The organism is Nostoc sp., from assembly GCF_036917415.1.
Lineage (GTDB): Bacteria > Cyanobacteriota > Cyanobacteriia > Cyanobacteriales > Nostocaceae > Nostoc.
The window spans coordinates 11,705-36,229 of sequence record NZ_JBALDJ010000061.1; the positions used below are offsets into that span (position 1 = coordinate 11,705).

Consider the following 24,525-nt stretch of genomic DNA (forward strand, 5'->3'; position numbering starts at 1 on the left):
ATCTTGCACCAGACGATAGGAAGTCACCGCGATATAGGGTTTATATAGCCGAGCCAGTGTGTTCTAACTGGCGTGAGATTTATGCTAGGGGTAAGTGGAAGAAGCGATTTTTGATGGCAAACTGCTAAGTGTCTAAAGCTTTCAGCAATTTAGGTTGCGTAGAGAGCGAATAACCCAAACCCTACTCCCTGCTTAGATATTTAAATAAGTATGTGTGACAGTTATTAAGGCGATCGCTGCAATCTTGCCATCTAGATCGGATGTTTTATAATGTTATGATATAAAGATATGTTTTTGCATAAGTTAATCACATAAGTTTTTAACCCAAAGTTAATCGTTTATTAGCTTTGCAAAAACTAGAATTGTATTAGTGGCAACTATGTCTCATCCACAGGTTTGAATGAGATGTCGCATTTTCGAGAATTAGGTGCAACGAAATCAATTATCTAAACAAGGTGTGAGGAGTAAGGTAAAGATGTCTAATCTGTTGTGGAAATCCTTAGTGGTTAGTCCAGCAGTTTTGGGAGCAACGTTGTTAGTTTCGACCGCAGCAATGGCGGCCCCAAACCCAACCATAGAAGTATCATCAGCCAAACAACTAGGTGTAACCGAAGTTGCCCAACAGCCAGAAGTATTGGCTCAAACAACCATAGATCAAGTTAACCGCTACAGTAACGAAGGTAATCAAAATAACTCTCAGTCCCAAGTAACATCAGTTTCTCAATTTTCCGACGTACAACCCACTGACTGGGCATTCCAAGCATTACAGTCCTTGGTTGAGCGCTATGGTTGTATTGCAGGTTATCCGAATTCCACTTATCGCGGTAATCGTGCTTTGACCCGTTATGAATTTGCCGCTGGTTTGAATGCTTGTTTGGATCGGGTTAACGAATTGATTGCCACAGCAACAGCTGACTTGGTGACTAAACAAGATTTAGCTACCTTGCAACGGTTGCAAGAAGAATTTTCCGCAGAATTGGCAACCCTACGCGGTCGCGTAGATTCTCTAGAAGCGCGGACTGCTGAATTGGAAGCGAATCAGTTCTCCACTACCACAAAACTAGTCGGTGAAGCCGTTTTTGCCGTTAGTGATGTATTTGGGGGTAACACTGGTGACAATAACAATACTGTCTTCCAAGATCGGGTACGTTTAGACTTGCAAACCAGCTTCACTGGTAGAGACGTTTTACATACCCGTCTGTCAGCCGGGAATTCAACAGCCTTTACACAATTTGACGACGCTAATAATCCGATCGGTACTGCTGAAGGCACACAAACATATCAAGTTGGTATAGGCAATGGTAACAACAGTGTTAGAGTAGACCGCTTGACTTATGAAGTTCCCATAGGTCCAGCCCAAGTTTACCTCGCAGCTAGTGGCGGACGGCATAGCCAGTATGCTGCTGTCAATAATCCTTACTTTTTTGACAACACTGACGACGGTGGTAACGGTGCTTTATCTACCTTTGCTTCTGAAAGTCCCATCTATCGGATTGGTGGTGGTGCAGGTATAGCGCTCAATCTCCCCCTTGGTAAAGGTGGCGGGATTTTGGGAAATAGCTCAATCACTGCGGGTTACTTGGCATCGCAAGCTAATAATCCTGGTCTTAATACAGGTTTGACCAACGGCGACTATGCAGCTCTTGGACAATTAAACTTTAGTGTTGGCGATCGCTTGGCTTTAGCTGCTACCTACGTCCACGGATATAGCGCCAGTGGTGCTTTATTCGACTCTGGTACAGACGGAGCAACTGGAGCTTTTGATGTAGGTACTGGACAAGCTAACTTTTTAGGTAATGCAGCAGGTCTTGCAGCAGGTGTAGCAACCCCAGCTATCAGCAACTCCTACGGTGTGTCAGCTGCGTTTAGACCCAGCGACAAACTGTCTATTAGTGGCTTCGTCTCTTACCATGACGTCACAGGTGTCGGTGCAGGTGATGATTATGAAGCTTGGAGCTACGGTTTAGGGGTAGCCTTACCTGATTTCGGTAAAAAGGGTAACGTCTTAGGTGTTTTTGCTGGTGCAGAACCTTATTCCTTTAACCGGCCAGGTTTTGGCGGTAACAATGATATACCCTATCACTTTGAAGGCTTCTACAAATATCGTGTGTCGGATAACATCTCTGTTACCCCTGGTGTAATCTGGTTGACCTCTCCTGGGCAAAACAGCGATAACGATGATGCTATTATCGGTACGCTTAGAACTACTTTTACCTTCTAGAGTGTTGATTTTCCACTGACAATTTTGAACTCTATTTCTCCCTGCCATCAGGCGGGGTTTTTTGTTTTCAGTAGTAATAATAGATAAACCCCAGTAGTTAACCGGAGTATACTAGAAAAGTTAGGAGTTATGGCGGGTTTGATATGAATAGAGCAGAGTAATGCCCACTCTATAAGTGACTTACACCGTGAGCGACTTTTTCGGAGCGAGCTTTTTTAGTAGAAGTTGGCGGTATAAAGCTACATATTGCGTAGTATCTTAACTCTACCAATTTGAGATTTTGAATTTTGGATTTGAGATTTTTCCTTCAATCTCAAATCCAAAGTGAATGACTTCTAACTCTTAATTTCTACCCCTAACTTATTGCTGCTTGTGGAACTATCCTGTAAATCGGAATACGCAATTCTCGCCTTATTAGAGATGGCCGCTCATTACGAAAGCGGCGAACCGCTGCAAATTCGACAAATTGCAGCACAACAAAATATACCCGATCGCTATCTGGAACAGCTACTAGCAACCTTGAGGCGTGGCGGTATAGTTAAAAGTCAGCGTGGGTCAAAAGGTGGCTATCTGTTAACGCGAGAACCCCGAAAAATCATCCTTTTTGAGATTTTGGAATGTTTAGAAGGCTTAGAGGCGCGGGCTGGTGAAGAAAACGTTAATTTCAAAAGCATAGACAGTTCAGTTATAGAAGAAATTTGGCAAGAAGCAAGTCGCGCGGCAAATTCCGTCTTGCAAAAATATACGCTCCAGGATCTTTGTGAAAAACGAGATTCGCGGCGGCAATTAGATATCATGTACTACATTTAGTCAAGAGTGATTTGTCATTTTTTGATGACTAATGACCAATAGCTAAGTAGGTGGGCGTAAATAATTATCGTTAGGATAAGGCAGTTCTTGCTGGGGGCAGGGAGCAGGGAGCAGGGAGCAGGGGAAAAAGGGTTTGAGTCTTATTTACTTTTCTTCACATAGTTCGGTTTTATTCTGCCCACTTAATAACTAAATAATTAATAATTAGGGACTAATTTATGCGAATAGCTCGTAACATTACAGAACTAGTTGGTCGTACCCCTCTAGTACAGTTGAACCGTATTCCTCAAACAGAAAAATGTGTTGCGCAAATTGTCGTGAAACTGGAAAGTATGAACCCATCGGCATCAGTTAAAGACCGGATTGGGGTAAGTATGATTAACGCCGCAGAGGAGGAGGGGCTAATTACTCCTCTTAAGACAGTATTGGTAGAACCCACTTCTGGAAATACCGGAATTGCCCTAGCAATGGCAGCAGCAGCTAAGGGTTATCGATTAATTTTGACAATGCCAGAGACGATGAGTGGAGAGCGTCGGGCAATGTTGCGAGCATACGGGGCAGAACTGGAACTAACACCAGGAATGGAAGGCATGAGTGGGGCAATTCAACGAGCGCAGCAGATAGTTAATACTACACCAAATACCTATATGTTGCAGCAGTTCCGCAATCCAGCTAATGCAAAAGTGCATCGGGAAACTACGGCAGAGGAAATCTGGGAAGATACCGATGGACAAGTCGATATAATTGTGGCAGGAGTGGGTACAGGTGGTACGATCGCTGGTGTAGCAGAAGTGATTAAAGCACGCAAGCCTAACACTAAGGCGATCGCTGTTGAACCAGCCAATAGCCCAGTTTTATCTGGGGGACGACCAGGCCCCCACAAAATCCAGGGAATTGGTGCTGGGTTTATTCCCCAAGTACTCAAGATAAAATTGATTGATGAAGTGATTACCGTCACCGATGAAGAAGCGATCGCCTACAGTCGCCGTTTGGCAAAAGAAGAAGGGCTACTATCTGGCATTTCCAGTGGAGCCGCTTTATGTGCAGCAATTCGCGTCGCCCAACGTCAAGAAAATCAGGGACGTTTAATTGTAATGATTCAGCCCAGTTTTGGTGAGAGGTATTTGAGTACGCCATTGTTCCAAGACCTTGAGGCAAGATTGGCCGCTAGCGTCAGTTAACGATACATTGAATTAATGGTCAATTCTAAGCACGTTTCTAACCATTACGAAACTCTCAAAGTTAGTCCAAGTGCCAGCCAAGCGGAGATTAAGCAAGCTTATCGCCGCTTGGTTAAATTGTTTCATCCTGACAGTAATCAAGAAACAGCCGATCGCGAGCAAATTATCCGCATCAATGCAGCTTATGAGGTCTTAGGCGACAACCAAAATCGCCGCAATTATGACCAACAACTGCAAGATGACTCCCAAAAATTAAATAGCGATCGCCAACAGCGTACAGCATCAGCCCAACAGCATTACCAAACAAGACGAAAAACTGGACGGGATGTTGACGAGCAAGTTGAAGAATGGCTCCGCCAAGTTTACCAACCAGTTAATCGCTTGCTTTGTACCGTTCTTTATTCGTTAGAAGAACAAATGGAGCAATTAGCTGCCGATCCCTTTGATGATGAGTTGTTAGATGAATTTCAGGAATATTTAAAAACCTGTCGAGATGACCTCAAGCAGGCACAAATTACTTTTCGCTCCCTGCCAAATCCCCCTAGTCTCGCAAGAACAGCGGCTCACCTTTACTACAGCCTCGATCAAGTAGCAGATGGACTAGATGAATTAGGTTATTTTCCTTTGAACTACGATGAGCGTTATTTACACACAGGTCATGAACTATTCCGCATAGCTACAAGATTGCACTGTGAGGCACAAGCGTCTGTTACATAGTCATTAGTCATTAGTCATTGGTCATTGGTCATTAGTCAAATAACAAATGACTAATGACAACTGACAAAGAAATTAGTTTATCCTGGAAGCAGAGAAAGATTAAGAAATTTTAAATTCTGCTCATAGTGTAGTCATGCAATGCATTGTTAATCGCCGTGCCCAGTTTTCAGCAAGTCATCGCTATTGGTTGCCAGAACTGAGCGAAGCCGAGAATATTGATAAATTTGGTGTTGGTACTAGATTTCCGGGACACGGACATAACTATGTTTTATTCATCTCCCTAGCTGGGGAATTGGATGAATATGGGATGGTGCTGAACTTGTCTAATGTGAAACACGTAATTAAACGGGAAGTTACCAGTCAATTGGACTTCTGTTATCTCAATGATGTATGGGCAGAATTTCAACAAACTCTGCCCACCACTGAGAATATTGCACGGATTATCTGGCAGCGGCTAGCACCTCATTTGCCTCTAGTCCGCGTGCAGTTATTTGAACATCCTGAACTTTGGGCAGATTATATGGGAAACGCAATGGAAGCCTACCTCACCATCAGTACTCACTTTAGCGCCGCCCATCGGCTAGCTCACCCTAACCTCAGTAACGAAGAAAACACTGAGATTTACGGTAAATGCGCTCGTCCCAACGGTCACGGACACAACTACCATCTAGAAGTCACTGTCAAAGGGAAAATTGACCCACGTACTGGCATGATTATTGATTTAGGTGCGCTGAATCAAGTGGTAGAAGATTATGTGCTAGAGCCATTCGATCACACTTTTTTAAACAAAGATATTCCTTATTTTGCCGAAGTTGTACCCACTGCTGAGAATATCGCACTTTACATTAGTAATTTACTGCGATCGCCTATTCAGGAATTGGGAGCTAAACTTTACAAAGTGAAATTGATTGAAAGTCCCAATAACTCCTGCGAAATCTACTGTACTGAGTCAGAATCAAATTCAGTCAGCGCAGCCTTAAATCAACCAGTATTGGCACGCATTTAGCTAATTGAAAATCCAGGCAGAGGACATAGGGAATTTATATCATTCCCATGCCCAATGCCCAATGCCCTATAAACGAAAAGAATCTAAAATTAGAACAGTTTACTTACTAAGCAGTTGAAACCAGGTAGCAAAGGACTTGTCAATTCATCTTGATTAAATAAAGTAACTACTAGCTTTAATGCAGCCTGTTCGCGTCGATAAACTTCAACTTTCTTCTGTATAGAATCGCAAATCCAATATTCCTGAACTCCTTGCACCGAGTACAGCTTTAGCTTTGTTTCCTTGTCGCGTTTCTCATTTTTTTCACCGGGAGACAAAACCTCTACTACTAACTCTGGTGCGCCCATGAGATGTCCAGCTTCATCTAGCAAGTGTTTTAAGCGTTCATGACTTACCCACACCACGTCAGGGATCACATTGTCAGCATCGGAAAAAATAATTCCAGGGGCGATCGCAGCCTTACCTAAACCAGTTTCATCTGACCAAATCTTGAGAACTGTACCAATATTGACACAACTTGATTGATGATCCCAGTGAGGTGCTTTAGTCACAAATAGTTCTCCATCAATAATCTCATAGCGATTTCTGCGATCGCCAGCGAATAACTCTAGGTCAGCAGTCGTCCAACGCACTGGAGTTGTTTGCATAGAAACCCCCTAGCATTTTCTTAAATCATATTTTAAAAATACCGACGGCGGGCGGAATGTCGCAAATAGCGATAAATGCCCCACGCTAAAACTCCAAAAAAGAGATTTAGTAAAAAGCGACTAACTATAAACCACAAAATATCAGTGTCAAAAAGCTTCGATGGACTCAAAGGACTAACAGTCCTAACTAAAAGAAACAGCCCAAAAATAGCATTTCCACCCAGGACGAGGGCAAACAACACTAAACTCCTTTGCCAGTAACGGCGCTGGATTGTACGGTTTGAAATCAGGGTAATTACAGGTTTACCTTGCACTTTTCGCAGTAATTGTTCCAGGCGCCAAAACATCCATAACAGAAACGGAAATAAACCGTAACTTAGGAAACGTAGGGGTAATGAATAACCCCAAGCACTAGATAGGACATTCACTAGGGCATGACAAATTACAGAATTTAGCCAAGCCCTAAAAATAAACTTATTGTCTCGATTTAAGCGATTTTTAGAGGAAATATAGATTCCTAAAGCATATCCCCAAGGCACAGAGAACATAGCATGGACTGGCGTGCCGATAGTACGTTCAAAAATTGATGCTGTACCGTGGAAAAGGTAAATCCAGTTCTCTTCGGCAGTGAATCCAAGAGAAACGGCGATGGTGAAGAAGAAAACCGTAGAGTGAAGTAATCGATACTTGCGTTGCAGATAGTAGGTTGGGACAACAACCGCAGCTAACTTGCAGCCTTCTTCGATTGGGCCTATTTCTACAAGCTGCCGCAAAGCTGTACCGGGAAGCGATCGCTTAATCTGATGCCAGTCTACAAAAGAATTCGCTACAATTTCAAAATCCGATTCGAGTCTAAGGGCTAAAAAACCAGATATTGCCCCAATGATAAAGAACATCAGTAACTTTAACAGAGGTGGGGCAAATGGTATCCGACAGTAGTAGTAGCCTAGCAGCAGCAAGGGTGGTATTGCTGCCCACAACACTAGAGATAAATCAACCACTCACCTGAGCGATCGCTGTGCGGTGACGGTGGGTATTGTTGGTAATAGTGGGAGTTTGGAAACCTGCCTCAACAATAGCCTGCTCAATGTCCAAAGCAAAATATTCATCTAAATACGGTTCAGTACTTTTGAGCAAAGTCAAAATGTAGGCTGGCATTTTCTTGTAAACTTCAGATTTGGGATTCATATCCATGATTGCCAAATAGCCACCCGGACGCAGCACGCGCCGCATTTCAGCTAAAATCTGTCGGGTTGCTGATTGGGGTAATTCATGGCACATCAGGAAAATGGAAACTAAATCAAAAGAGGCATCAGGTAATCCGGTAGATTCAGCTTGGGCATGAAGCCAGTTAATTTTAGCTTGACGTTGTTGGGCGCGGTAGTTAGCAACAGCTAAAAAGTAGGGAGATAAGTCTAAGCCTGTAATTTTGGCATGGGGATAAATTTCTTGTAGGGCAAAACTACTCAAGCCAACACTACATCCTACATCTAAGATGTCTTGCGGCTCATTGGGGATTTGATTCAGGATATTGTGGTAACTTTGGCGGAGCATAGCATCGCCTTGCGCTTCTTCAGCACTCTGCCAAATCTTAGCGTGGACAGCGTAAGCAGCAGGTTCTACCTCAAAAGCGGCTTGCCAACTGAGATTTCCGGTTTCGTAGGCATGGAATGAGGTGACGTAGTATTCTGGGTAGGAAAGCTGAGGATTTTCTACTTGAGCTAGATCGATCTTCCAATCACGCGCTTGTAGTGTTTCGACTTCTTGCGTCCAAGGCACACCAATTCTCTCGGCACGTTTAATCATCATTTGTCTAGCTTGATGCTTGGCTAGGTTAGCTAAAGGCTGGATTGCCAGTATGCCATTCACCAAGCGGGAAGCTAAACCAGGATTATTGTTTACAGCAACGGTCATAAATCAGTTTGCATTTAACAGCTTTTTCTACTTATGACATACTTGCTGGACGGCAGTCTAGAAATGAATTGAATTGTATAACGGCAGTCTGCCTGCTTTGGCTTGCCCCAAGCAACAAATATTATAGAAGGTTGACATTTGGAGAGCAGCAAAGTTCTGAGAAGATGTGAATTATGCTGGTTTACTATAGCTCAGGAAAGATTGACTGGTGCGTTGGATAGACTCAACCAAACCTTGGAAACTCGGAATAATCAAGTTTTGTGAGTAGGGGTGGGAGTGGGAGGATCGGGGAGAAATCAATTCAAAATTCAAAATTCAAAATTCAAAATTGTTCGCGTAGCGTCTCGTAGAGAAGAAAAAGACTGGGGGAGATGTAGCTTTAACTTCCCGTAGGGTGGGAGATGAGGAAGTGAGGGAGAAATATTCAATCCCCATGCCCCATGCCCCATGCCCTATTTGGCAGTAGGTTTGAGAGCTAACAACATCTCTAATTCACTGGTAGATTTATCAGGACTAATAGCGGTAAAACCAATACCACGAATGGAATTCAGGATGGTGATGGTATCGGCGTTAGACGATACAAAACTATTGATTAGGGGCACAGTTTTAGTTTTATCCATATCTAGGTAAAAATAGCCGCCGTTGGGTTTTTGCAAAGAACCAGTAACGGCTTTGAAGGCGTCGCTAGTGTCGAGAGATGGATTCTTGCGATCGCTAACAGCCTCAGCAATTGGACCACCAAGAGCTATAAATACAGTATCTCGATCTAGCCAACCATGTGCCAATAAAGCTCCTTGTCGGGGAATTTGCCATTCAGTTACGTCTTTACCACCGATATTTCTGTTAGCGACGTTGATTTGTTGGGTTTTGGCAAGGGTATCCAATTTTGTTAAGGTGGCTTCGGCAGTTTTGCGATCGCTAGTATCAAATACTAAAGCACCTCCAAAACCAACATTCGCTAACACTCCTTGATTTGATGGAATCGCACCAAAGGCAAATTCCCCATTCATCCAGCCAAAAATATCCTTATCTAAGTCTATATTGGCGAATTTCAGTTGTCCTCGCGCTTGTTCCAGAGCTTGCTTCATTTCTGGATAATCTTTTGACTGCTCTACTAACACTTCCCAACCACGGCTGATGCCATTTCCGCTAATCAGAGCAAAGGTATCAGCAGGAAATTGCCCGACTATATTCCCAGGACTTGATTGATACTGAAATTTATTTAATTGTGGATCTAAATTAGCGATCGCTTTTACCCGCACTCCCGCATCATCAACACCAACACCCGCTACCACAGATTTTATCTGCTTCAGTTGTGTCAGGGTTTGTGGGGGTAGCTGCTTTGCCTGGGGATTTCCAGCGGTTAATTGCTGTATCATCCCGGCATAGTCTGGTACATAAATTTGGGCGAGGCTGTTTTTAACATCCACTCCTTTAAGAATGCTGCTAGCACCTTCTTTACTGGCAAAAGAAGACTGTCCCTTAAATGTATCAATTGCTTTTTCTACAGCTTGCTTTTCGGGGGCTAATACCAACTGACTATCATTTAAAACTACGCTATACGTAGGCTTGCCATTTTGTGTAGTTTCAACAATTTTTTGACCTTGATAGTCAGATTCCTGTAATTTCACTCCTTTTTGTGACTTCAATTTGTTAGCAAAATTCAAGGCGCTGAGTTTGTCCTTGATTCCCACCACTATCAGGATATTTGATTCCTGCTGTAAATTTGTTGGTACATTAGGTGCCCCAGAGGGTACCTTTAACTGTGCTGGTTTTACAGGATTTGGTGGCAATACAGCAATCATCACACCATCAGCCCAAGGCTTTATGTCTTTTTCATAAGAAACGTTACTGTCACTGAACATTTGCTGATTGAAATCTTCCAGACCTTTTGCCACTAATTTTTGTGCTTCTGGAGTGCCAAACTGCTGTAATTTTGCCCAGGCTTCAGAGTCAGTAGTAATATAAGTTGCCATCAGTGCTGTTGAAGGTACTACTTTAGCACTGCCTAAAGCGTCGGAACTACCTCCTGATGGGCCTTTAAAGTACATATAAGTCGCTATACTTCCGGCGACAACGACAGCAGCACCAACAGCAGGAATGAGAAATTTTGATTTACTTTCTGGCATTTTGTTATCCTCTTTTTGCTCAGATTGTCACCGAGATTTATACAAGTGTCACTGTAGAGTTTTCGGATTTATTAGTAATTTCCGCTAATCCATCGCTACTGGAGTTTAGACTAACCCATGACCAAAGGATTTAGCAGCACACTCGTTGACAAACTGCACATCTACCTCTTCCTTGCTGAAAATTGTTGCTTTTGATATGCATCATTAATTGGAGCTTAATCAGAACTATTCTCAATTAAATATGATGTTCAATCAGCAAATATCCAACTTAAAAGTGATTTTTCACTACAAATGGTGTTTCTGCACATTAAATACATAGCAATCCTATCTGATTTGTAAAAATTGCAAGGCCAAGATTCCTGACTTCTCTAAAAAATTGGGAATCTCGTTGTTTACGAATGATTTAAGATTGCTATAGCACTTGGATTTCGCAGTCCATCTATACAGCAAACAAGCTAGCGATCGCCGATTTGTTAAAGAAGTTAAGAGGATTTGGGAAGCGCAACGTCAATCTACAAGCGTTTCCTTTGAGCGACTTTTACAGGCACTGGGCAGTATGGGAGTTTTTACGGAGACAGAAATCGGTTATTGTACTCTCATACAACTGGTATCCTGCATTTAGTTTCAACTCCAGTTGGTATTTACTGATAAAATTAGTAATCCTATAAATTAGCGGTCTAAAATTACTCTCAAAAATACTTCAACCAGATGAGGAGCGAATCTGCAAATGATATGCTGTTCATTTTAAACAAAGTAGCGTGTTTAGCAGCAAGCTATCCTAATTTATAAAAATAATTAGGAGTATTTGTACTTAATGAGAATCTATCGAGGTGCAAGATACTCTTGACTCAATGCCAAAAAAGTGCAAAACATCAGAAAAAGTAAATGCGGGAGAGATATGGAAAAAACCCAAGCATCGGTAGCCGAGCTTGGGAAGTTCGGGTGAGATTAATTTTAATCCCCCAATCCCAAAGGGGAGTTCTCACCTCCATAATGCCCTGTTGATTTGGGAAATACATCAAACACTGCTATTTTTCTTAACTACATTCAACCAAGCCAGACTTTTCAGGATTACAAGGTCATTAAGCATCAATGTCGCAGTCTTATTTTGATACAGATAATAACGGACACAAACCTTTTGAGTTACCGGGAGCAAGACCACACTACAACCCCGATCGCCCCGGACAGGTAGAGCATATTTTTCTCGATCTCATCCTGGATATTCCCAAGCAAAGCTATCAGGGCAGTTGTAGCATTCGCCTCTTGCCAATCCGTAATGGTATTGATCGTTTGACTTTGGATGCTGTCAACCTAAATATCGAGTCTGTGCAGGTGGACGAAGTGCCACAAAATTTTGACTATGACGGGGAACAGCTTTCCATCCAACTTTCTCAGGCAACCCAGATTGGTCAACGCTTGCTGATTGCGATCGCTTACTCGGTGACAAAACCGCAACGCGGTATTTATTTTATTCAACCAGATAAGCACTACCCAAACAAACCTACTCAAGTTTGGACTCAAGGGGAAGACGAAGACTCTCGCTTTTGGTTCCCCTGCTTTGACTATCCAGGACAACTGTCTACTTCGGAAATTCGTGTCCGCGTTCTCAACCCTCTCGTGGCGATTTCCAACGGCGAATTGATTAACACCACAGAAGATGGTGATTACAAAATCTACCATTGGTTACAGCAACAAGTTCATCCTACCTACTTGATGACTTTAGCAGTAGGTGATTTTGCTGAAATTCGCGATGAGTGGAAGGGTAAAGCTGTCACCTACTATGTAGAAAAGGGACGGGAGGAAGATGCTAAACGCAGCATGGAAAAAACTCCCCGCATGATCGAATTTTTGAGCCAAAAGTATGGTTATCCATATCCTTTTCCAAAATACGCCCAAGTTTGCGTCGATGACTTCATCTTTGGCGGTATGGAAAATACCTCCACAACACTGTTAACAGACAGATGTTTACTGGATGAACGCGCCGCCTTAGATAACCGCAACACTGAAGCTTTAGTCGTTCACGAACTGGCGCACCAGTGGTTTGGTGATTTGGTGGTGATTAAGCATTGGTCTCATGCTTGGATTAAAGAAGGGATGGCTTCTTACTCTGAGGTGATGTGGACAGAACAAGAATATAGTCTAGAAGAAGCAGCTTACTATCGTTTATTGGAAGCTCGTCGTTACTTGAGTGAAGATAGCAGCCGTTATCGCCGTCCAATGGTAACGCACGTTTACCGAGAAGCTATTGAACTTTACGATCGCCACATCTACGAAAAAGGATCTTGTGTTTATCACATGATTCGGGCCCAGTTGGGAGATGAGTTGTTTTGGCAGGCAATTCAAACATTTGTCCAAGATAATGCTCATAAAACCGTAGAAACAGTAGACTTACTTAGGGCGATTGAAAAGGCAACCGGACGTAATCTTTTGTTCCTCTTTGACCAATACGTTTATCGTGGTGGTCATCCCGATTTTAAAGTAGCTTACTCTTGGGATGGGGATGCTAATTTAGCAAAAATTACAGTAACTCAAACCCAAGCTGCTGAAGGTAAAAATGGCAGTAAGGATTTATTTGATTTAAAAATACCTATTGGTTTTGGCTATACCCAACAGGAAGAAGTCAGGAGTAACGGAAAACTCAGCACTTCATTCTCAGCACTCAAAACTTTCATCGTCCGGGTAAATGAACGCGAACAAAGCTTCTACTTTCCCCTAGAAAATAAGCCGCAATTTATTAGCTTTGATGTTGGAAATAATTACCTAAAAACAGTAGCTTTAGAATATCCAATTGCGGAGTTAAAAGCACAGTTAGAATTCGATCCCGACCCGATTTCGCGTAGTTATGCAGCAGCAGCTTTGGCGAAAAAAGGTGGGTTAGAAGCAATCAATGCACTGTCTGCATCGCTAAAAAATGACCCATTGTGGGGTGTGCGTGTGGAAGTGGCAAAACAACTAGCCCAAATCAATTTAGATCAAGCCTTTGATGGCTTAATTGCTGGGTTAAAAGATAAAAATGCTTATGTGCGACGAGCTGTAGTAGAAGCACTTACTCAATTCAAAACTGCTGAAAGCTATAAAGCTGTGAGAGGGTTAGTGCAAAAGGGCGATCCCAGTTATTACGTGGAAGCAACAGCTTCTTATGTTATCGGGGCGATCGCATCGGCAAACTTGGAAGAAAAACCCAAAGAAGACAAGGTATTAAAGCTGTTGAAATCGGTTTTAGAAGAAAAGGCGGGTTGGAATGAAGTTGTGCGGAGTGGTGCAGTTGCCGGTTTAGCTGAATTCAAAACCTCGGAAGCAGCTTTAAATCTGCTGATCGAATACACCAAACTCGGTGTACCACAACCCCTACGTTTAGCCGCAATTCGGGCTTTAGGAAAGATTTCTGTTGGTCAAAGTCCAGTTAATTTGGAACGGATTTTAGAAAAATTAACAGAACTAGCCAAAGAAACCTTCTTTTTAACGCAAATAGCGGTAGCCTCAGCATTAGGACAAATGGAAATACTTAAAGCAGCTGGGATTTTGCGATCGCTAGTCGATCAAACAGCCGATGGGCGTGTACGTCGCTATGCTGAAGAAGAAATTTCCAAGGTGCAAAAGAACATTGGTTCAGAAAAAACCCTGCGTCAATTGCGTGAAGATTTCGACCAACTCAAACAACAAAACCAGGAATTGAGAAGCCGTTTAGAAAACTTGGAGGCCAAATCTAAATAGCATTACATGATAATTAAAAGCAGGTAATTGGTAATTGTGGCAAAGCTATTAACAATTACCAAGGTTTTAGTTGATACTGTAATTTTATTGTGGACACATAAAATATTTTATTTTCCACTTAAATTACAGGTATAAATAAACATAGTACCAAGATCCCCGAATTCTGTTAGAAGCCGGGGATCTTTATGTTGTAAGCGGTTACTAAGTTTCAATTTGCATATATAGGTACATATTTATATTTATATAAATTAAAGTTAAGAAAAGATAAAATCATCTAAAAGTTGGATAAGTAGTTGTAGTTTTATAAAGTATAATTAAGAAAAAGATAAACAAATCTAGGCAGTAACAGATGCTAAAATCGCCTCGAACACTATCCCCAAAGGGTAGAGTTCTAGTTGTTTTAGATAAAAGACTACCGCTATCCTGAACTTGCAACTAACTTGTGGGTCAGGAAAAAAACAATCATTGTAAATTTTTCAGTTGAAGAGGCAAAAAAAGGCGTGGGTCAGTATCAACCTGCTCAACTAAAACTCTATAATCCAGATGCGATCGCTCGCTACTATAGTTACCGTCCCTGGCTAGGCTGGGGGCGACTGCTGAGAATTATCTCCTCCTTTGCAGGATTTATATTCAGTCTGAAGTGGGACGAGTGGCAAGATCGAGTTGAGCAGAACAAGGGTAAACGAGCTATCCAGTTGCGAGAGATGCTCACTCGCCTCGGCCCGACTTTTATTAAAGTTGGTCAAGCCCTCTCCACCAGACCAGACCTGATACGCAAAGATTTCTTAGAAGAACTGATAAAGTTACAAGACCAGTTACCACCTTTCGATAATGCGATCGCTTACCAGATTATCGAAAGAGAACTAGACCGTCCGATTAGCGAAAGCTTTAGCGAACTGTCACCTAACCCAGTAGCTGCTGCTAGCTTGGGTCAAGTATACCGGGGTCGTCTGGTCAGCGGCGAAGAAGTCGCCGTGAAAGTGCAACGTCCCAACTTACATCCGGTGATTACACGCGACTTATATCTGATGCGTTGGGCAGCAGGTTGGCTAGCTCCTTGGTTGCCTTTAAATCTTGGTCACGACCTAACTTTAATAGTGGACGAGTTTGGCATAAAATTATTTGAAGAAATTGACTATATTAATGAAGGTCGCAACGCCGAGAAATTTGCTAGTAACTTCCACAATGATCCACAAGTAAGAGTTCCAGGTATTTACTGGCGTTACACCAATACCCACGTTTTAACCCTGGAATGGATTGACGGCTTCAAGCTGACGGATACTCAACACATCCGCGAAGCAGGTTTAGACCCAGAAGCGATTATCCAAATTGGCGTGACATCAGGATTGCAACAGCTTTTAGAATATGGCTTTTTCCATGCTGACCCTCATCCTGGCAATTTGTTTGCTGTGCCCGATGGTCGTATGGCTTATATTGACTTCGGCATGATGGATCAGTTGGAAGAAAGCACCAAAGAAACACTGGTAGATGCGCTAGTGCATTTGGTAAATAAAGACTATACCGACTTAGCCGAAGACTTTGTAAAATTAGGGTTTCTGACTCCAGATACGAATATTTGCCCGATAGTGCCAGCATTAGAAGCGGTGCTAGGAAACGCTATTGGCAAAAATGTCAAGGATTTTAACTTCAAAACTATTACCGATGAGTTTTCGGAACTGATGTACGAATATCCTTTCCGAGTCCCGGCAAAGTTTGCTTTGATTATTCGTTCCCTAGTTACCCAAGAAGGTATTGCCCTTAGCCTCAACCCCAATTTCAAAATTGTTGAAGTGGGTTATCCCTATATAGCGCGGCGGTTGCTGACAGGGGAATCGCCTGCATTACAGCGACGATTATTGAATGTGTTGTTCAAAGATGGTAAATTTCAGTGGCAGCGGTTAGAGAATTTGATTGCGATCGCTCGTACCGATAACAACTTTGATGTATTGCCCACAGCTCAGATGGGGTTCCAATACTTAATGTCGGAAGAAGGCAAGTTTCTGAGGCGCCAGTTGGTGCTTGCTCTCACCGAAGATGACCGCCTGCATACCGAAGATGTGCAACGCTTGTGGAACCTGGTTAAAGATGACTTAAAACCGGATCGTTTATTAAATGTAGCGATCGGTATTTTAACAGAGTTATCCAGAGAAGGTGCAGCCGCTATCCTGCCAAAAGCGACATTACTTGGGTCTTTTGCTGAGAACCAGTCAACAAATAAAAAGTAAAAAATATTTAATAGAAATTAGGAGTTTTCATGTACTATTTTCCTCTGCAACCGCCTTATTTTCTGTTACTTGTTGGCTTTTTGACTGCATTAACATCTGGTTTGGCATTATCTGGCACTTTGAAAGTAATTGTGCAGAACTGGCCAAGCGAACGAGCAGAAAATACTCAGCCACGTTCCTCACTGAAACAATTACTTGTACCATTTATCGGCATAACAGGCGGTACTTGTCTATTTATGTCTTCAGGTTTAGAGATATTTGGCTTTCCCTCATCCTTGGCTTTAGGAGTCGGTCTACCAATTAGTCTGTTTACTTGTTTGCTAGTTTGGTTGCAGTTGGGAAGTATGATGACCTTTATAGAACGCGAAGGTATGCAATCTTTAGATTTAGATTCTTTTTCTTAAGAAAGAGTAGAAAATTAATAATTTAAAATTCAAGAGAGTCTGAAACTCTCTTGAATGTCTATTGAGCAATTTTATGCTTGAAGTTGCGATACTTGAGCTTAATATTGTTTATTTTTTGTTGAATAAAGCTACTAGTGGACTTTTGCAGAAGTGTTAGCTTGCTGGGGCGCTTAAAGCTTTGAGGACGTTTTTCAGGTGATTTTAAATAACGATAATATAAGAAAACATCGCGGTAAGGAATATCAGCATCTTCACCTCTACAAAGCCTCTTAAAGGCTGAAGAAGAGACACTCATATAGTGTAAGTATGTCAACTTCTGCCCTTGGTCGTAAAGGATATTATCTATAACATCAAATTTAGAAGCCCAGTGGCAACCAGTCGCTTTACCGTGATAGGCGTAATTGTAGTAAGAAATTCCACTACGTAAAACTAAATAGTTGAGAACTGTTTGATCGGAATCTGCCCATGCGAGTGCATCAGCTTCACCTGCTTCTAAGTTTGCTAGTAGATTTGCTAAATTAGCATCGTTAAAAACACCCTTTTTAGAAGCAAACCAACCAGAACAAAAAATTTGATTCCTAATATCTTCTATAGAAAAAATCTCTGCTAGCTTATCTTCTGTCCAGTTGAAAATATAATTCAAATCGGATCTATATTGAAAGTCATTCGTAATCCAATCATATTCATCCAACTTTTGATAAACATCATCGAGTGATTTCATCAATAAGGTATCTCCATCAAAGAAGATAAACTTGTCAAATGGACCATCTAGACAGCAAAGTTTTCGATGTCTTTCTATGCGATAATTCTCTGGCAAACCATATTCTCGCCATAGCTTTAACGCTCTTGGGTGAGCTTTCCAGATACGAGAGCCAAATTCTTCCCAGTAGGCTATGGAATCAGAATTTTCAAATAAAGTAACATTATCTCTAGATGCAATTTCTGCTTTTACTTTCTCTAGCTGGTCATTATATGGAATTACACAAACAGGAATTTCTCTACCAGCATTAGCTTCTATGCTGTTGAGCAAAGCAACTAGTTGATCGTAGACAACATCATTCGCTAAGGTGTAAATACCATCTATCATTGGGATACTCCTAATATTAAGTACGGGCAGAAACAAAGGGAAATAAACGGCGAGTCAGTTTGGGAATAAAGGCAAATTTACCCTCATGAAGATAGCGATAGTGTTCCCACAATTGCCAATAGGGACTACCAGTTTTCATCCGCGTACCAGCCCAGTGGAGATATTTGAGTCGTTGTCCTCGGTCATAGAGGGCGTAATCTTGCTGTTGGAAATTTTGCGAACCTGCCCAACTACCAGGCCCTCCCCCAGGAATTTTAACGAGATTTCCACGTTTGGAAATTAGTTTGAGAACAAGATAATTTAAAATTGGTTGGTCTGTAACTCCTTCAGAAAAATCAAAATATTCGCGATGTGCTGCACACTCGCGTAAAGCTTCATCCATTTGTTGTTCGGTAATAATTCCTTTTCTCGAAGCCCAAAAACCGCTGTTGAAAACATCTTGAAGTTGGGCATCGGAAAAAATTTGCTGTTCTTTCACAAATGGCGAAAATATATTTCGCAGCTTGTCATTAGCATGATGGTAATCACAGCAGAAGAAATCGACTTCTGATAGTTTGTCTAAATTGTCGGCAATTTTTTCAAAAACGACAATATCTGTATCAATATAAATAAATTCATCTAAAGGCCCAAACCACGCCACCAATTTACGCATTTTGTTGGGTAAGGCAAGGAAATCTCGGTCAAAAATTTCTCCGATGCGTTTGGTAAAGGTATCAATAAGTTCTAAATCTGGGAAAATTTGGACGTTATGTAAGGTAACAAGCTGTTCTGCTACCTTATGGTAATTGTCATTAAAAGGTATGAGATAAATGGTAACTTCTGGATCGTAGTAACGGATGCTATTGAGGAGAGCAATAGCATTATCGATAACGCGGTCATTGGCAACTATATAAATGCCCCGGCTCATAAATTATCCTTGGTTAATTAACTTAAATTTTCGCAAAGCTCTTGTAAGTAAATTTGCTACTGGAGCGTCATTATAATTCTTAGGAGGATTGTTAAATACTGGACGCTTTTCTGGTTCGTGTAAGTAACGATAATAGAGAAATAAATCTCGATAGGGAAACTGAATATTTTCTCCTGCACAGACTGCGTGATTGATATTAGGAGGAATCCCAATATAATGGAGATAAGTTAGTCGATTACCGCGATCGTAAAGAATATGTTCTCGTTCCTCGAAATGTTTGGAGCTAGCAGAGCATCCTGTTTTTTCATTATCTGGCAGTTGGCAAGCAAAGTTATAAATAGAAAGATTAGACCTCATTACCATATAGTTGATTAATGGTTGTTCGCCAGCACCACCATACAAAATTTCTGACTCCCCATTTTGCAAATTTGATATTAGCCAATCTCTTTTTTCTAAGTCAAATAGTCCTTGTTTTGCGCCATAAAAGCCTGAGCAAAATATTTCAGAATCGATGCGTTTTTGCTGAAAAACTTTTAGTAATTTGGGAGAATCAACATTATATATTTTACTAACGTCTTTAAATTGGAAATCGTAGACCACAAAATCATAACTATCTAGCTTTTCAAACACTCCTGCGAGTGAGTTCATCACCAAGGTGTCTGCATCTAAATAGATAAACTTATCGAATGGCCCATCAAAAGCGCAAAAACGACGGTGAGCGCCATAAAGACGGGATTTAGTCCGATTCAATCGTTCTGGGGCTGCTGCGAGCATAAATTGATCCCAGCGGTTGATTGATTCTCGATCATCGTAAAGAAATACATTAGGGCGTTTAGCTATTTCATCAGCAATTCGTTGTGTCCGATCGTCGAAAGGATAGATACAAACAGGAGTTTCTGGGCCTAAGATAACATCAATACTGTTGAGCAAAGCCACCAGTTGATCGAAAACATAATCATTGCCAAGGGTACAAATACCATTCATAATTTATGAGTGTTGATCGACAAAGTTTGATAACCAGTTAAGCAGATTTAATTTGTGTAAAATGATTTGACGTGCTTCTGCGATCGCATCTTTGGCAGCATACCAAGCATCAGGTGTAGCTGTCACTTCTTGGATGTAGGCAATGCCTTTTTCATCTAAACTCGGCAACCGCAAAAAACTACCCTGTGGCAATAATTTATCAGCAGCTGGGCCACCATAGTAAATTGGTAAACACCAAGCAAGTAAACTATCCCAAAGTTTCTCACTCACATACCAATTATTATCAGCATAGTTTTCAATTGCCAGATTGTAATAGTATGGTGCCATGCCATACCATTTGTTAGTTAATTCTCCCGAACTGTTCGCCCATTCTGGTAAATTACGCCCATACAAATCAAATTTCATCCCACTAGATTGCAAAGATTGTAAAAAATCTAAACGCTGGCGATGATTGACTGTGCGGCTAATTCCCGAAGTAATCCAACTACATGGAGCAACTTTTGGGGGCGGTGGCATTTCATTTAAATCTTGAAATGAATTTGAATGATACCAAATAGCAGGCATATAGTCAGGAATGGGAGCAAAATCATCGGGGCCAGAAACGTAGCCGCAATACTTCTGGGCTTCTTGATAATTATGATTAGTTATTTTTACAACCTCATCTAAAGGCGGTTCTCTGAGCAAATAAATAATCCGCTCTTTGTTGACACCACGCAGTAGAGATTCAACATTTACTACTGGGTTTTGCTGCTGTTTGCGAAAACTATCTAACCAAGATTTTTGCGGCGATGCTTGAGGAAAATCAAATTGATATAGCAACATAAAGTCTGGCTTTTCCACCATTTTCAACATTTGGATTTTATTCCAAACACCAAAGTAGTGCGGAGTTTGTTGCCATAACCAATCTTTGTTTTTAGCAAGCCCTGAATAGCTGCTAATCATGCCAACAGTTTTAATAGTCATAAATCGTATTTATTCGGTTATTTTTTAGTTAATTTTTGTACCGTTACCCTAAAATTGGTGGATGCCGATCTTCTTCTACGTAGCTTAATATTTTGGTAATTCTATTTTCCCAAGAAAATTGCTGGGCAAAATCTATACTAGCTGCATAACCCTCTATTTTTCTGGGATAAGTTTCTAAAGTATGTTGAATAGATTGGGCAAGTTTATAAGGATTATCTGGTGTGCACCAACTGGCAATCAAAGGTGATGTTTTGAATTCCATTAAAGGTGGAATCTCAGTTGCGACGATAGGAGTGCCAGCAGCCATGTACTGAAAAAACTTAACTGGATTTGTGAAATCTGCTGATTTTCCAGCGCAGTGAGGATGAACCAAAATATCAGCTGCTTGAAACAAGCTGACTAATCGTTCTCGTGGAAGTATCCAGCCCAAGAATTTAACGTTTTCTACATTTTTGTCTCTGGCTATTTGTTGATATGCTTGTACTTGTGCTTCTGTTCCTCCTGTGATTACAAACTGAATTTCTGGTAATTCTTTAGCAGAATCAATTAACAGATCGACTCCTTTGAAAGGATACAAAGCGCCTGAATAAACAATTAAATGCTTACGTCCATTTATCAGCAATTCTTGCCGCCACTTTTCGGCTTCTTCGGGCTGTCTGATTGAAAATGATTGATTGAATCCGTTATGTAGCCAAACTACTTTTTCCGGTGGCATTCCATTTTCTATTAGGCTTTGCCGGATGGGTTCTGACTGAGTTATGGCTATTTGAAAATAGGGACTGTGGACAATTTCTTGCTCAAATTTTCGGTCTTGAAAGTAGTGACGTTCATAGATTGTAGGAACTTGATTTTTGACTGCGGCTTTAACAAAGTTCCAATCTCGCGTGTGGACAACTTTAGTATGAGGTAGGATATGAACTGGTAAATAATATTTAGTTACTACTGTACTGGAGTTAGTAAATTTACCACCTATTTTATCGATAGGCCAAGGCATTGGCAATGCCGCAACTTTGAGCTTTTCTTGCACATCGTAAAATTCGATAAATTCTTTGCCGGGTTTTTTGGGTTGATAACGATAAATTAACGATAGTAGATTAACAGAAGAATTTTTTTTATCTTGATAAATTAAAACTGAGGAGTAGCCTAAGTTAGCTGCTGCGTTGGCACAAAGAACATCATGAATTTCGTGTGCTGTATCCGGCTTGAATGATAACTCTCCGGTATAAAAAATATATTGATTTTTCTTTGAAGAATTTATCATTTTTTTGGGGATGATAGGTTTTTCAAGATTGTGGTATAAGTACTTTTGTTCCTGAGATTAACTAAAATTAAACTTTATTTTCAAAAAGCTTTAATACATCTAATAGATAAATAGCATATTGATAAGATTCTGCAATTAATAGATTTTGTTTTTGGGGTTCGGATTCTAATTTATCGGCTAGTAAGCGCAGAGAGCTAATCAGAGGATAGAGACGCGTGCGAAACTCATCCGAAATATGACTAAAGTTTTGATACTGGTTATTTTCATCTTGATTTTGGTCTATATCTGACGATAACTGCCAGTTAATTTTCAGGTTAACTACATCGCTGAAGAGATCGATGGCGTTGAGAACTCTTAAGGCTGAGTTGTATGATTGGTCAATTAATTCCTGCCGCTCTTGAGAATTGTCTACTAGATCGTCAACTAATAGTCCAAGGAAACCAATCATTGAGTTAAGCCTTGTACGCAGTTCGTGAGAAATGCGGTTAAAGCTGGGATTAGTTTTGGTGGAAATTTCAGTCTGAGCGGCAAATTGCATTGAGTAGAGGCGTGAGTAGTAACCCCCTTTTTGTAAAAGTGTTTCATGGGTTCCCACTTCTACCACCTGTCCTTGATCTAATACGGCAATTTGATCGGCTTTTTGGACTGTGGAAAGGCGGTGAGCAATTACCAGGGTTGTACGATCGCGGCTCAGATCGTCGAGTGCAGCTTGTACTAAACGTTCGGAAACGGTATCTAAAGCGCTGGTGGCTTCATCTAAAATCAAAATTTCTGGATTTTGCAGGAGGGCGCGAGCGATCGCTAATCTTTGCCTTTGTCCACCAGACAACATGACGCCGCGATCGCCAATTTGGCTGTCTAATCCTTGAGGTAATTTATCAATAAATTCATAAGCATTTGCTCGTTTGGCTGCTGAGATAATTTCATCTTCAGTAGCTTCAGGTCTTCCATAAGCAATGTTATTTCGCACCGAGTCATTAAAGAGAAATGTATCTTGACTGACAATTCCCATGTGTGTTCTGAGAGATTTTATATCAAAATCACGCAGGTTTGTGCCATCGATAGAGATACTACCAGATGTCGGATCGTAAAATCTGGGTAAGAGGTCAGCCAAGGTGGACTTACCTGCACCAGAACCACCTACCAAAGCGAGAGTTGTAGCACGGGGTAAAAATAAATTTACATCTTTGAGTACTAACTTTTCATGACTGGGGTAGGCAAAGGAAAGTAAATTAAAACGTATTCCTTCTTTTAATTCTGTGTAGATAACATTACCGTTTTTCATAAACGGCTTGCGATCGCGACTTAAAAACTCACTCACTATTTCTACGCTAGTAGCACTATTGGCAAAGCTACTACGAAGACTATTTAACTGAGATACCAAAGGCAACAGTCGCAGTAATACTAATAAATATGTCAGTAGTACCGTTGAAATGAAAGAAACCTGGTTGGCAAAGAAAGTTTTACTCAAGAATACAATCATAAGTAAGGCTACAACTCCCATCACCTCACTTATCGGCCCGATCGCTTGTGAGTTTACCTGAGATTGAAAATCTGCTTTCTCGCGATCGCGGATTAATTTGGTAATTTTTTGATATTCTCTGTCTTCATTGGCAGTTGACTTTACCAAACGAATTCCATTCAATGTTTCTAAAACACTGATGGAATAAGATGTAGACATTTCTGATAGTTGTTGACCAAATTTTTTCGCTCTACTAATTGTGTATTGATTGATTAATGTTATAAAACCCAACAGAATTGTTGCTGCGATTGTAAGCGGCCAAGAAATTGCTAATAATAAACCAACGAAAACTAAAATTGTAATTATTAAAATAAGTAAATTTATAATACTCCCGATAGCGCTAGAAGTGCGGGCAGTTTCCGAGCCAAGGCGATTAATAATATCGCCTACTTTCGTTTTTGAATAATAGTCTATATCAATATCTAGCAATAACTCTAAGCTAGCTTCGCGAATATCCGCATTTAATTTCCGAGTGAAAACACTCGATGTTAAAATACTAAAATAACTAGATAAATTTTTTAATAAAATTATAAATATAATTGTTCCAGCCATTCCCAAATTACGATAATTTTCGGGAAGATTATCAAATGGAAACATCACAGCTTTGAGAATCGGAGGAAAACCAGTTAAATCTACTGGTTGTCCGACAATTCTCAAAATTACTGGCACAATCAAAGTCACACCGACACCATTAAATAAAGCACCAGAAAATCCTAACAGCATCGTTAGGATAATTAAACCTGGATAGGGTTTGGCGAATCTTAGGATTAGTTGACCTTTAGACATTGGTTTTTATCATCATGATTTACTTAGTATTAACATAATTTATAAAT

19 protein-coding genes are annotated in these 24,525 nt (G+C 40.9%); 9 read left to right on the forward strand and 10 right to left on the reverse strand.

Features of this window, described 5'->3' with window-relative positions:
- Positions 1-475 precede the first annotated feature (475 nt).
- The 5 genes from V7K41_RS11755 (at position 476) to V7K41_RS11775 (ending at position 5,935) form a co-directional block, all read left to right on the forward strand.
- A complete protein-coding gene (locus V7K41_RS11755) occupies positions 476-2,221 on the forward strand; it encodes an iron uptake porin (RefSeq protein ID WP_334848259.1) in 1,746 nt (581 codons plus the stop codon).
- A gap of 372 nt (positions 2,222-2,593) precedes the next feature.
- Entirely contained in the window at positions 2,594-3,031 is a 438-nt protein-coding gene (locus V7K41_RS11760; RefSeq protein ID WP_334848261.1) for an RrF2 family transcriptional regulator, read from the forward strand.
- A gap of 218 nt (positions 3,032-3,249) precedes the next feature.
- A complete protein-coding gene (cysK, locus tag V7K41_RS11765; RefSeq protein ID WP_334848262.1) occupies positions 3,250-4,212 on the forward strand; it encodes a cysteine synthase A in 963 nt (320 codons plus the stop codon).
- A gap of 15 nt (positions 4,213-4,227) precedes the next feature.
- Complete coding sequence (locus tag V7K41_RS11770; RefSeq protein ID WP_334848264.1) at positions 4,228-4,929, forward strand: J domain-containing protein; 702 nt, start codon at positions 4,228-4,230, stop codon at positions 4,927-4,929.
- A 133-nt stretch (positions 4,930-5,062) separates the two neighbouring features.
- Entirely contained in the window at positions 5,063-5,935 is an 873-nt protein-coding gene (locus tag V7K41_RS11775; RefSeq protein ID WP_334848266.1) for a 6-carboxytetrahydropterin synthase, read from the forward strand.
- 89 nt (positions 5,936-6,024) lie between these two features.
- On the opposite strand, the gene V7K41_RS11780 is transcribed toward V7K41_RS11775, so the two are convergent.
- The 4 genes from V7K41_RS11780 to V7K41_RS11795 form a co-directional block, all read right to left on the reverse strand.
- Positions 6,025-6,582: a Uma2 family endonuclease gene (locus V7K41_RS11780; RefSeq protein ID WP_334848268.1), complete on the reverse strand. Its 558-nt coding sequence runs from the start codon at positions 6,580-6,582 to the stop codon at positions 6,025-6,027.
- A 32-nt stretch (positions 6,583-6,614) separates the two neighbouring features.
- Positions 6,615-7,583, reverse strand: coding sequence for a PrsW family intramembrane metalloprotease (locus tag V7K41_RS11785; RefSeq protein ID WP_334848270.1), 969 nt, complete (start codon positions 7,581-7,583; stop codon positions 6,615-6,617).
- Positions 7,576-8,496: a class I SAM-dependent methyltransferase gene (locus tag V7K41_RS11790; protein WP_334848272.1), complete on the reverse strand. Its 921-nt coding sequence runs from the start codon at positions 8,494-8,496 to the stop codon at positions 7,576-7,578. Before V7K41_RS11790 ends, V7K41_RS11785 begins: the two co-directional genes overlap by 8 nt.
- Before the next feature lie 452 nt (positions 8,497-8,948).
- On the reverse strand, positions 8,949-10,625 hold the full coding sequence (locus tag V7K41_RS11795; RefSeq protein WP_334848274.1) for a DUF3352 domain-containing protein: 1,677 nt from the start codon (positions 10,623-10,625) through the stop codon (positions 8,949-8,951).
- Between the two features lie 421 nt (positions 10,626-11,046).
- Here V7K41_RS11795 and V7K41_RS11800 point away from each other — a divergent pair, with 421 nt between their 5' ends.
- The 4 genes from V7K41_RS11800 (at position 11,047) to V7K41_RS11815 (ending at position 16,968) form a co-directional block, all read left to right on the forward strand.
- Positions 11,047-11,247, forward strand: a complete 201-nt coding sequence (locus tag V7K41_RS11800) for a hypothetical protein (protein ID WP_334848276.1) — start codon at positions 11,047-11,049, stop codon at positions 11,245-11,247.
- A 470-nt stretch (positions 11,248-11,717) separates the two neighbouring features.
- On the forward strand, positions 11,718-14,339 hold the full coding sequence (locus V7K41_RS11805; protein ID WP_334848278.1) for a M1 family metallopeptidase: 2,622 nt from the start codon (positions 11,718-11,720) through the stop codon (positions 14,337-14,339).
- A gap of 500 nt (positions 14,340-14,839) precedes the next feature.
- The gene (locus V7K41_RS11810; protein WP_334848280.1) at positions 14,840-16,564 is read left to right on the forward strand and encodes an ABC1 kinase family protein; all 1,725 of its coding nucleotides are present in this window, start codon (positions 14,840-14,842) and stop codon (positions 16,562-16,564) included.
- Between the two features lie 29 nt (positions 16,565-16,593).
- The gene (locus V7K41_RS11815) at positions 16,594-16,968 is read left to right on the forward strand and encodes a hypothetical protein (protein WP_104906063.1); all 375 of its coding nucleotides are present in this window, start codon (positions 16,594-16,596) and stop codon (positions 16,966-16,968) included.
- Positions 16,969-17,026: 58 nt separating this feature from the next.
- On the opposite strand, the gene V7K41_RS11820 is transcribed toward V7K41_RS11815, so the two are convergent.
- The 6 genes from V7K41_RS11820 to V7K41_RS11845 all read right to left on the reverse strand — a co-directional run bounded on the left by V7K41_RS11820 (position 17,027) and on the right by V7K41_RS11845 (position 24,478).
- Positions 17,027-18,055 (reverse strand): Npun_R2821/Npun_R2822 family protein, encoded by a 1,029-nt coding sequence (locus V7K41_RS11820; protein ID WP_334848285.1) that lies wholly within the window; start codon positions 18,053-18,055, stop codon positions 17,027-17,029.
- A 16-nt stretch (positions 18,056-18,071) separates the two neighbouring features.
- Positions 18,072-18,962, reverse strand: a complete 891-nt coding sequence (locus tag V7K41_RS11825) for an Npun_R2821/Npun_R2822 family protein (RefSeq protein WP_334848287.1) — start codon at positions 18,960-18,962, stop codon at positions 18,072-18,074.
- A 3-nt stretch (positions 18,963-18,965) separates the two neighbouring features.
- Positions 18,966-19,946: an Npun_R2821/Npun_R2822 family protein gene (locus tag V7K41_RS11830; RefSeq protein ID WP_334848288.1), complete on the reverse strand. Its 981-nt coding sequence runs from the start codon at positions 19,944-19,946 to the stop codon at positions 18,966-18,968.
- Positions 19,947-19,949: 3 nt separating this feature from the next.
- Positions 19,950-20,909, reverse strand: a complete 960-nt coding sequence (locus V7K41_RS11835) for a glycosyltransferase family 10 domain-containing protein (protein WP_334848290.1) — start codon at positions 20,907-20,909, stop codon at positions 19,950-19,952.
- A gap of 43 nt (positions 20,910-20,952) precedes the next feature.
- Positions 20,953-22,170, reverse strand: coding sequence for a glycosyltransferase family 4 protein (locus V7K41_RS11840; RefSeq protein ID WP_334848292.1), 1,218 nt, complete (start codon positions 22,168-22,170; stop codon positions 20,953-20,955).
- Positions 22,171-22,237: 67 nt separating this feature from the next.
- Complete coding sequence (locus V7K41_RS11845; RefSeq protein ID WP_334848294.1) at positions 22,238-24,478, reverse strand: ATP-binding cassette domain-containing protein; 2,241 nt, start codon at positions 24,476-24,478, stop codon at positions 22,238-22,240.
- Positions 24,479-24,525: the final 47 nt, after the last annotated feature.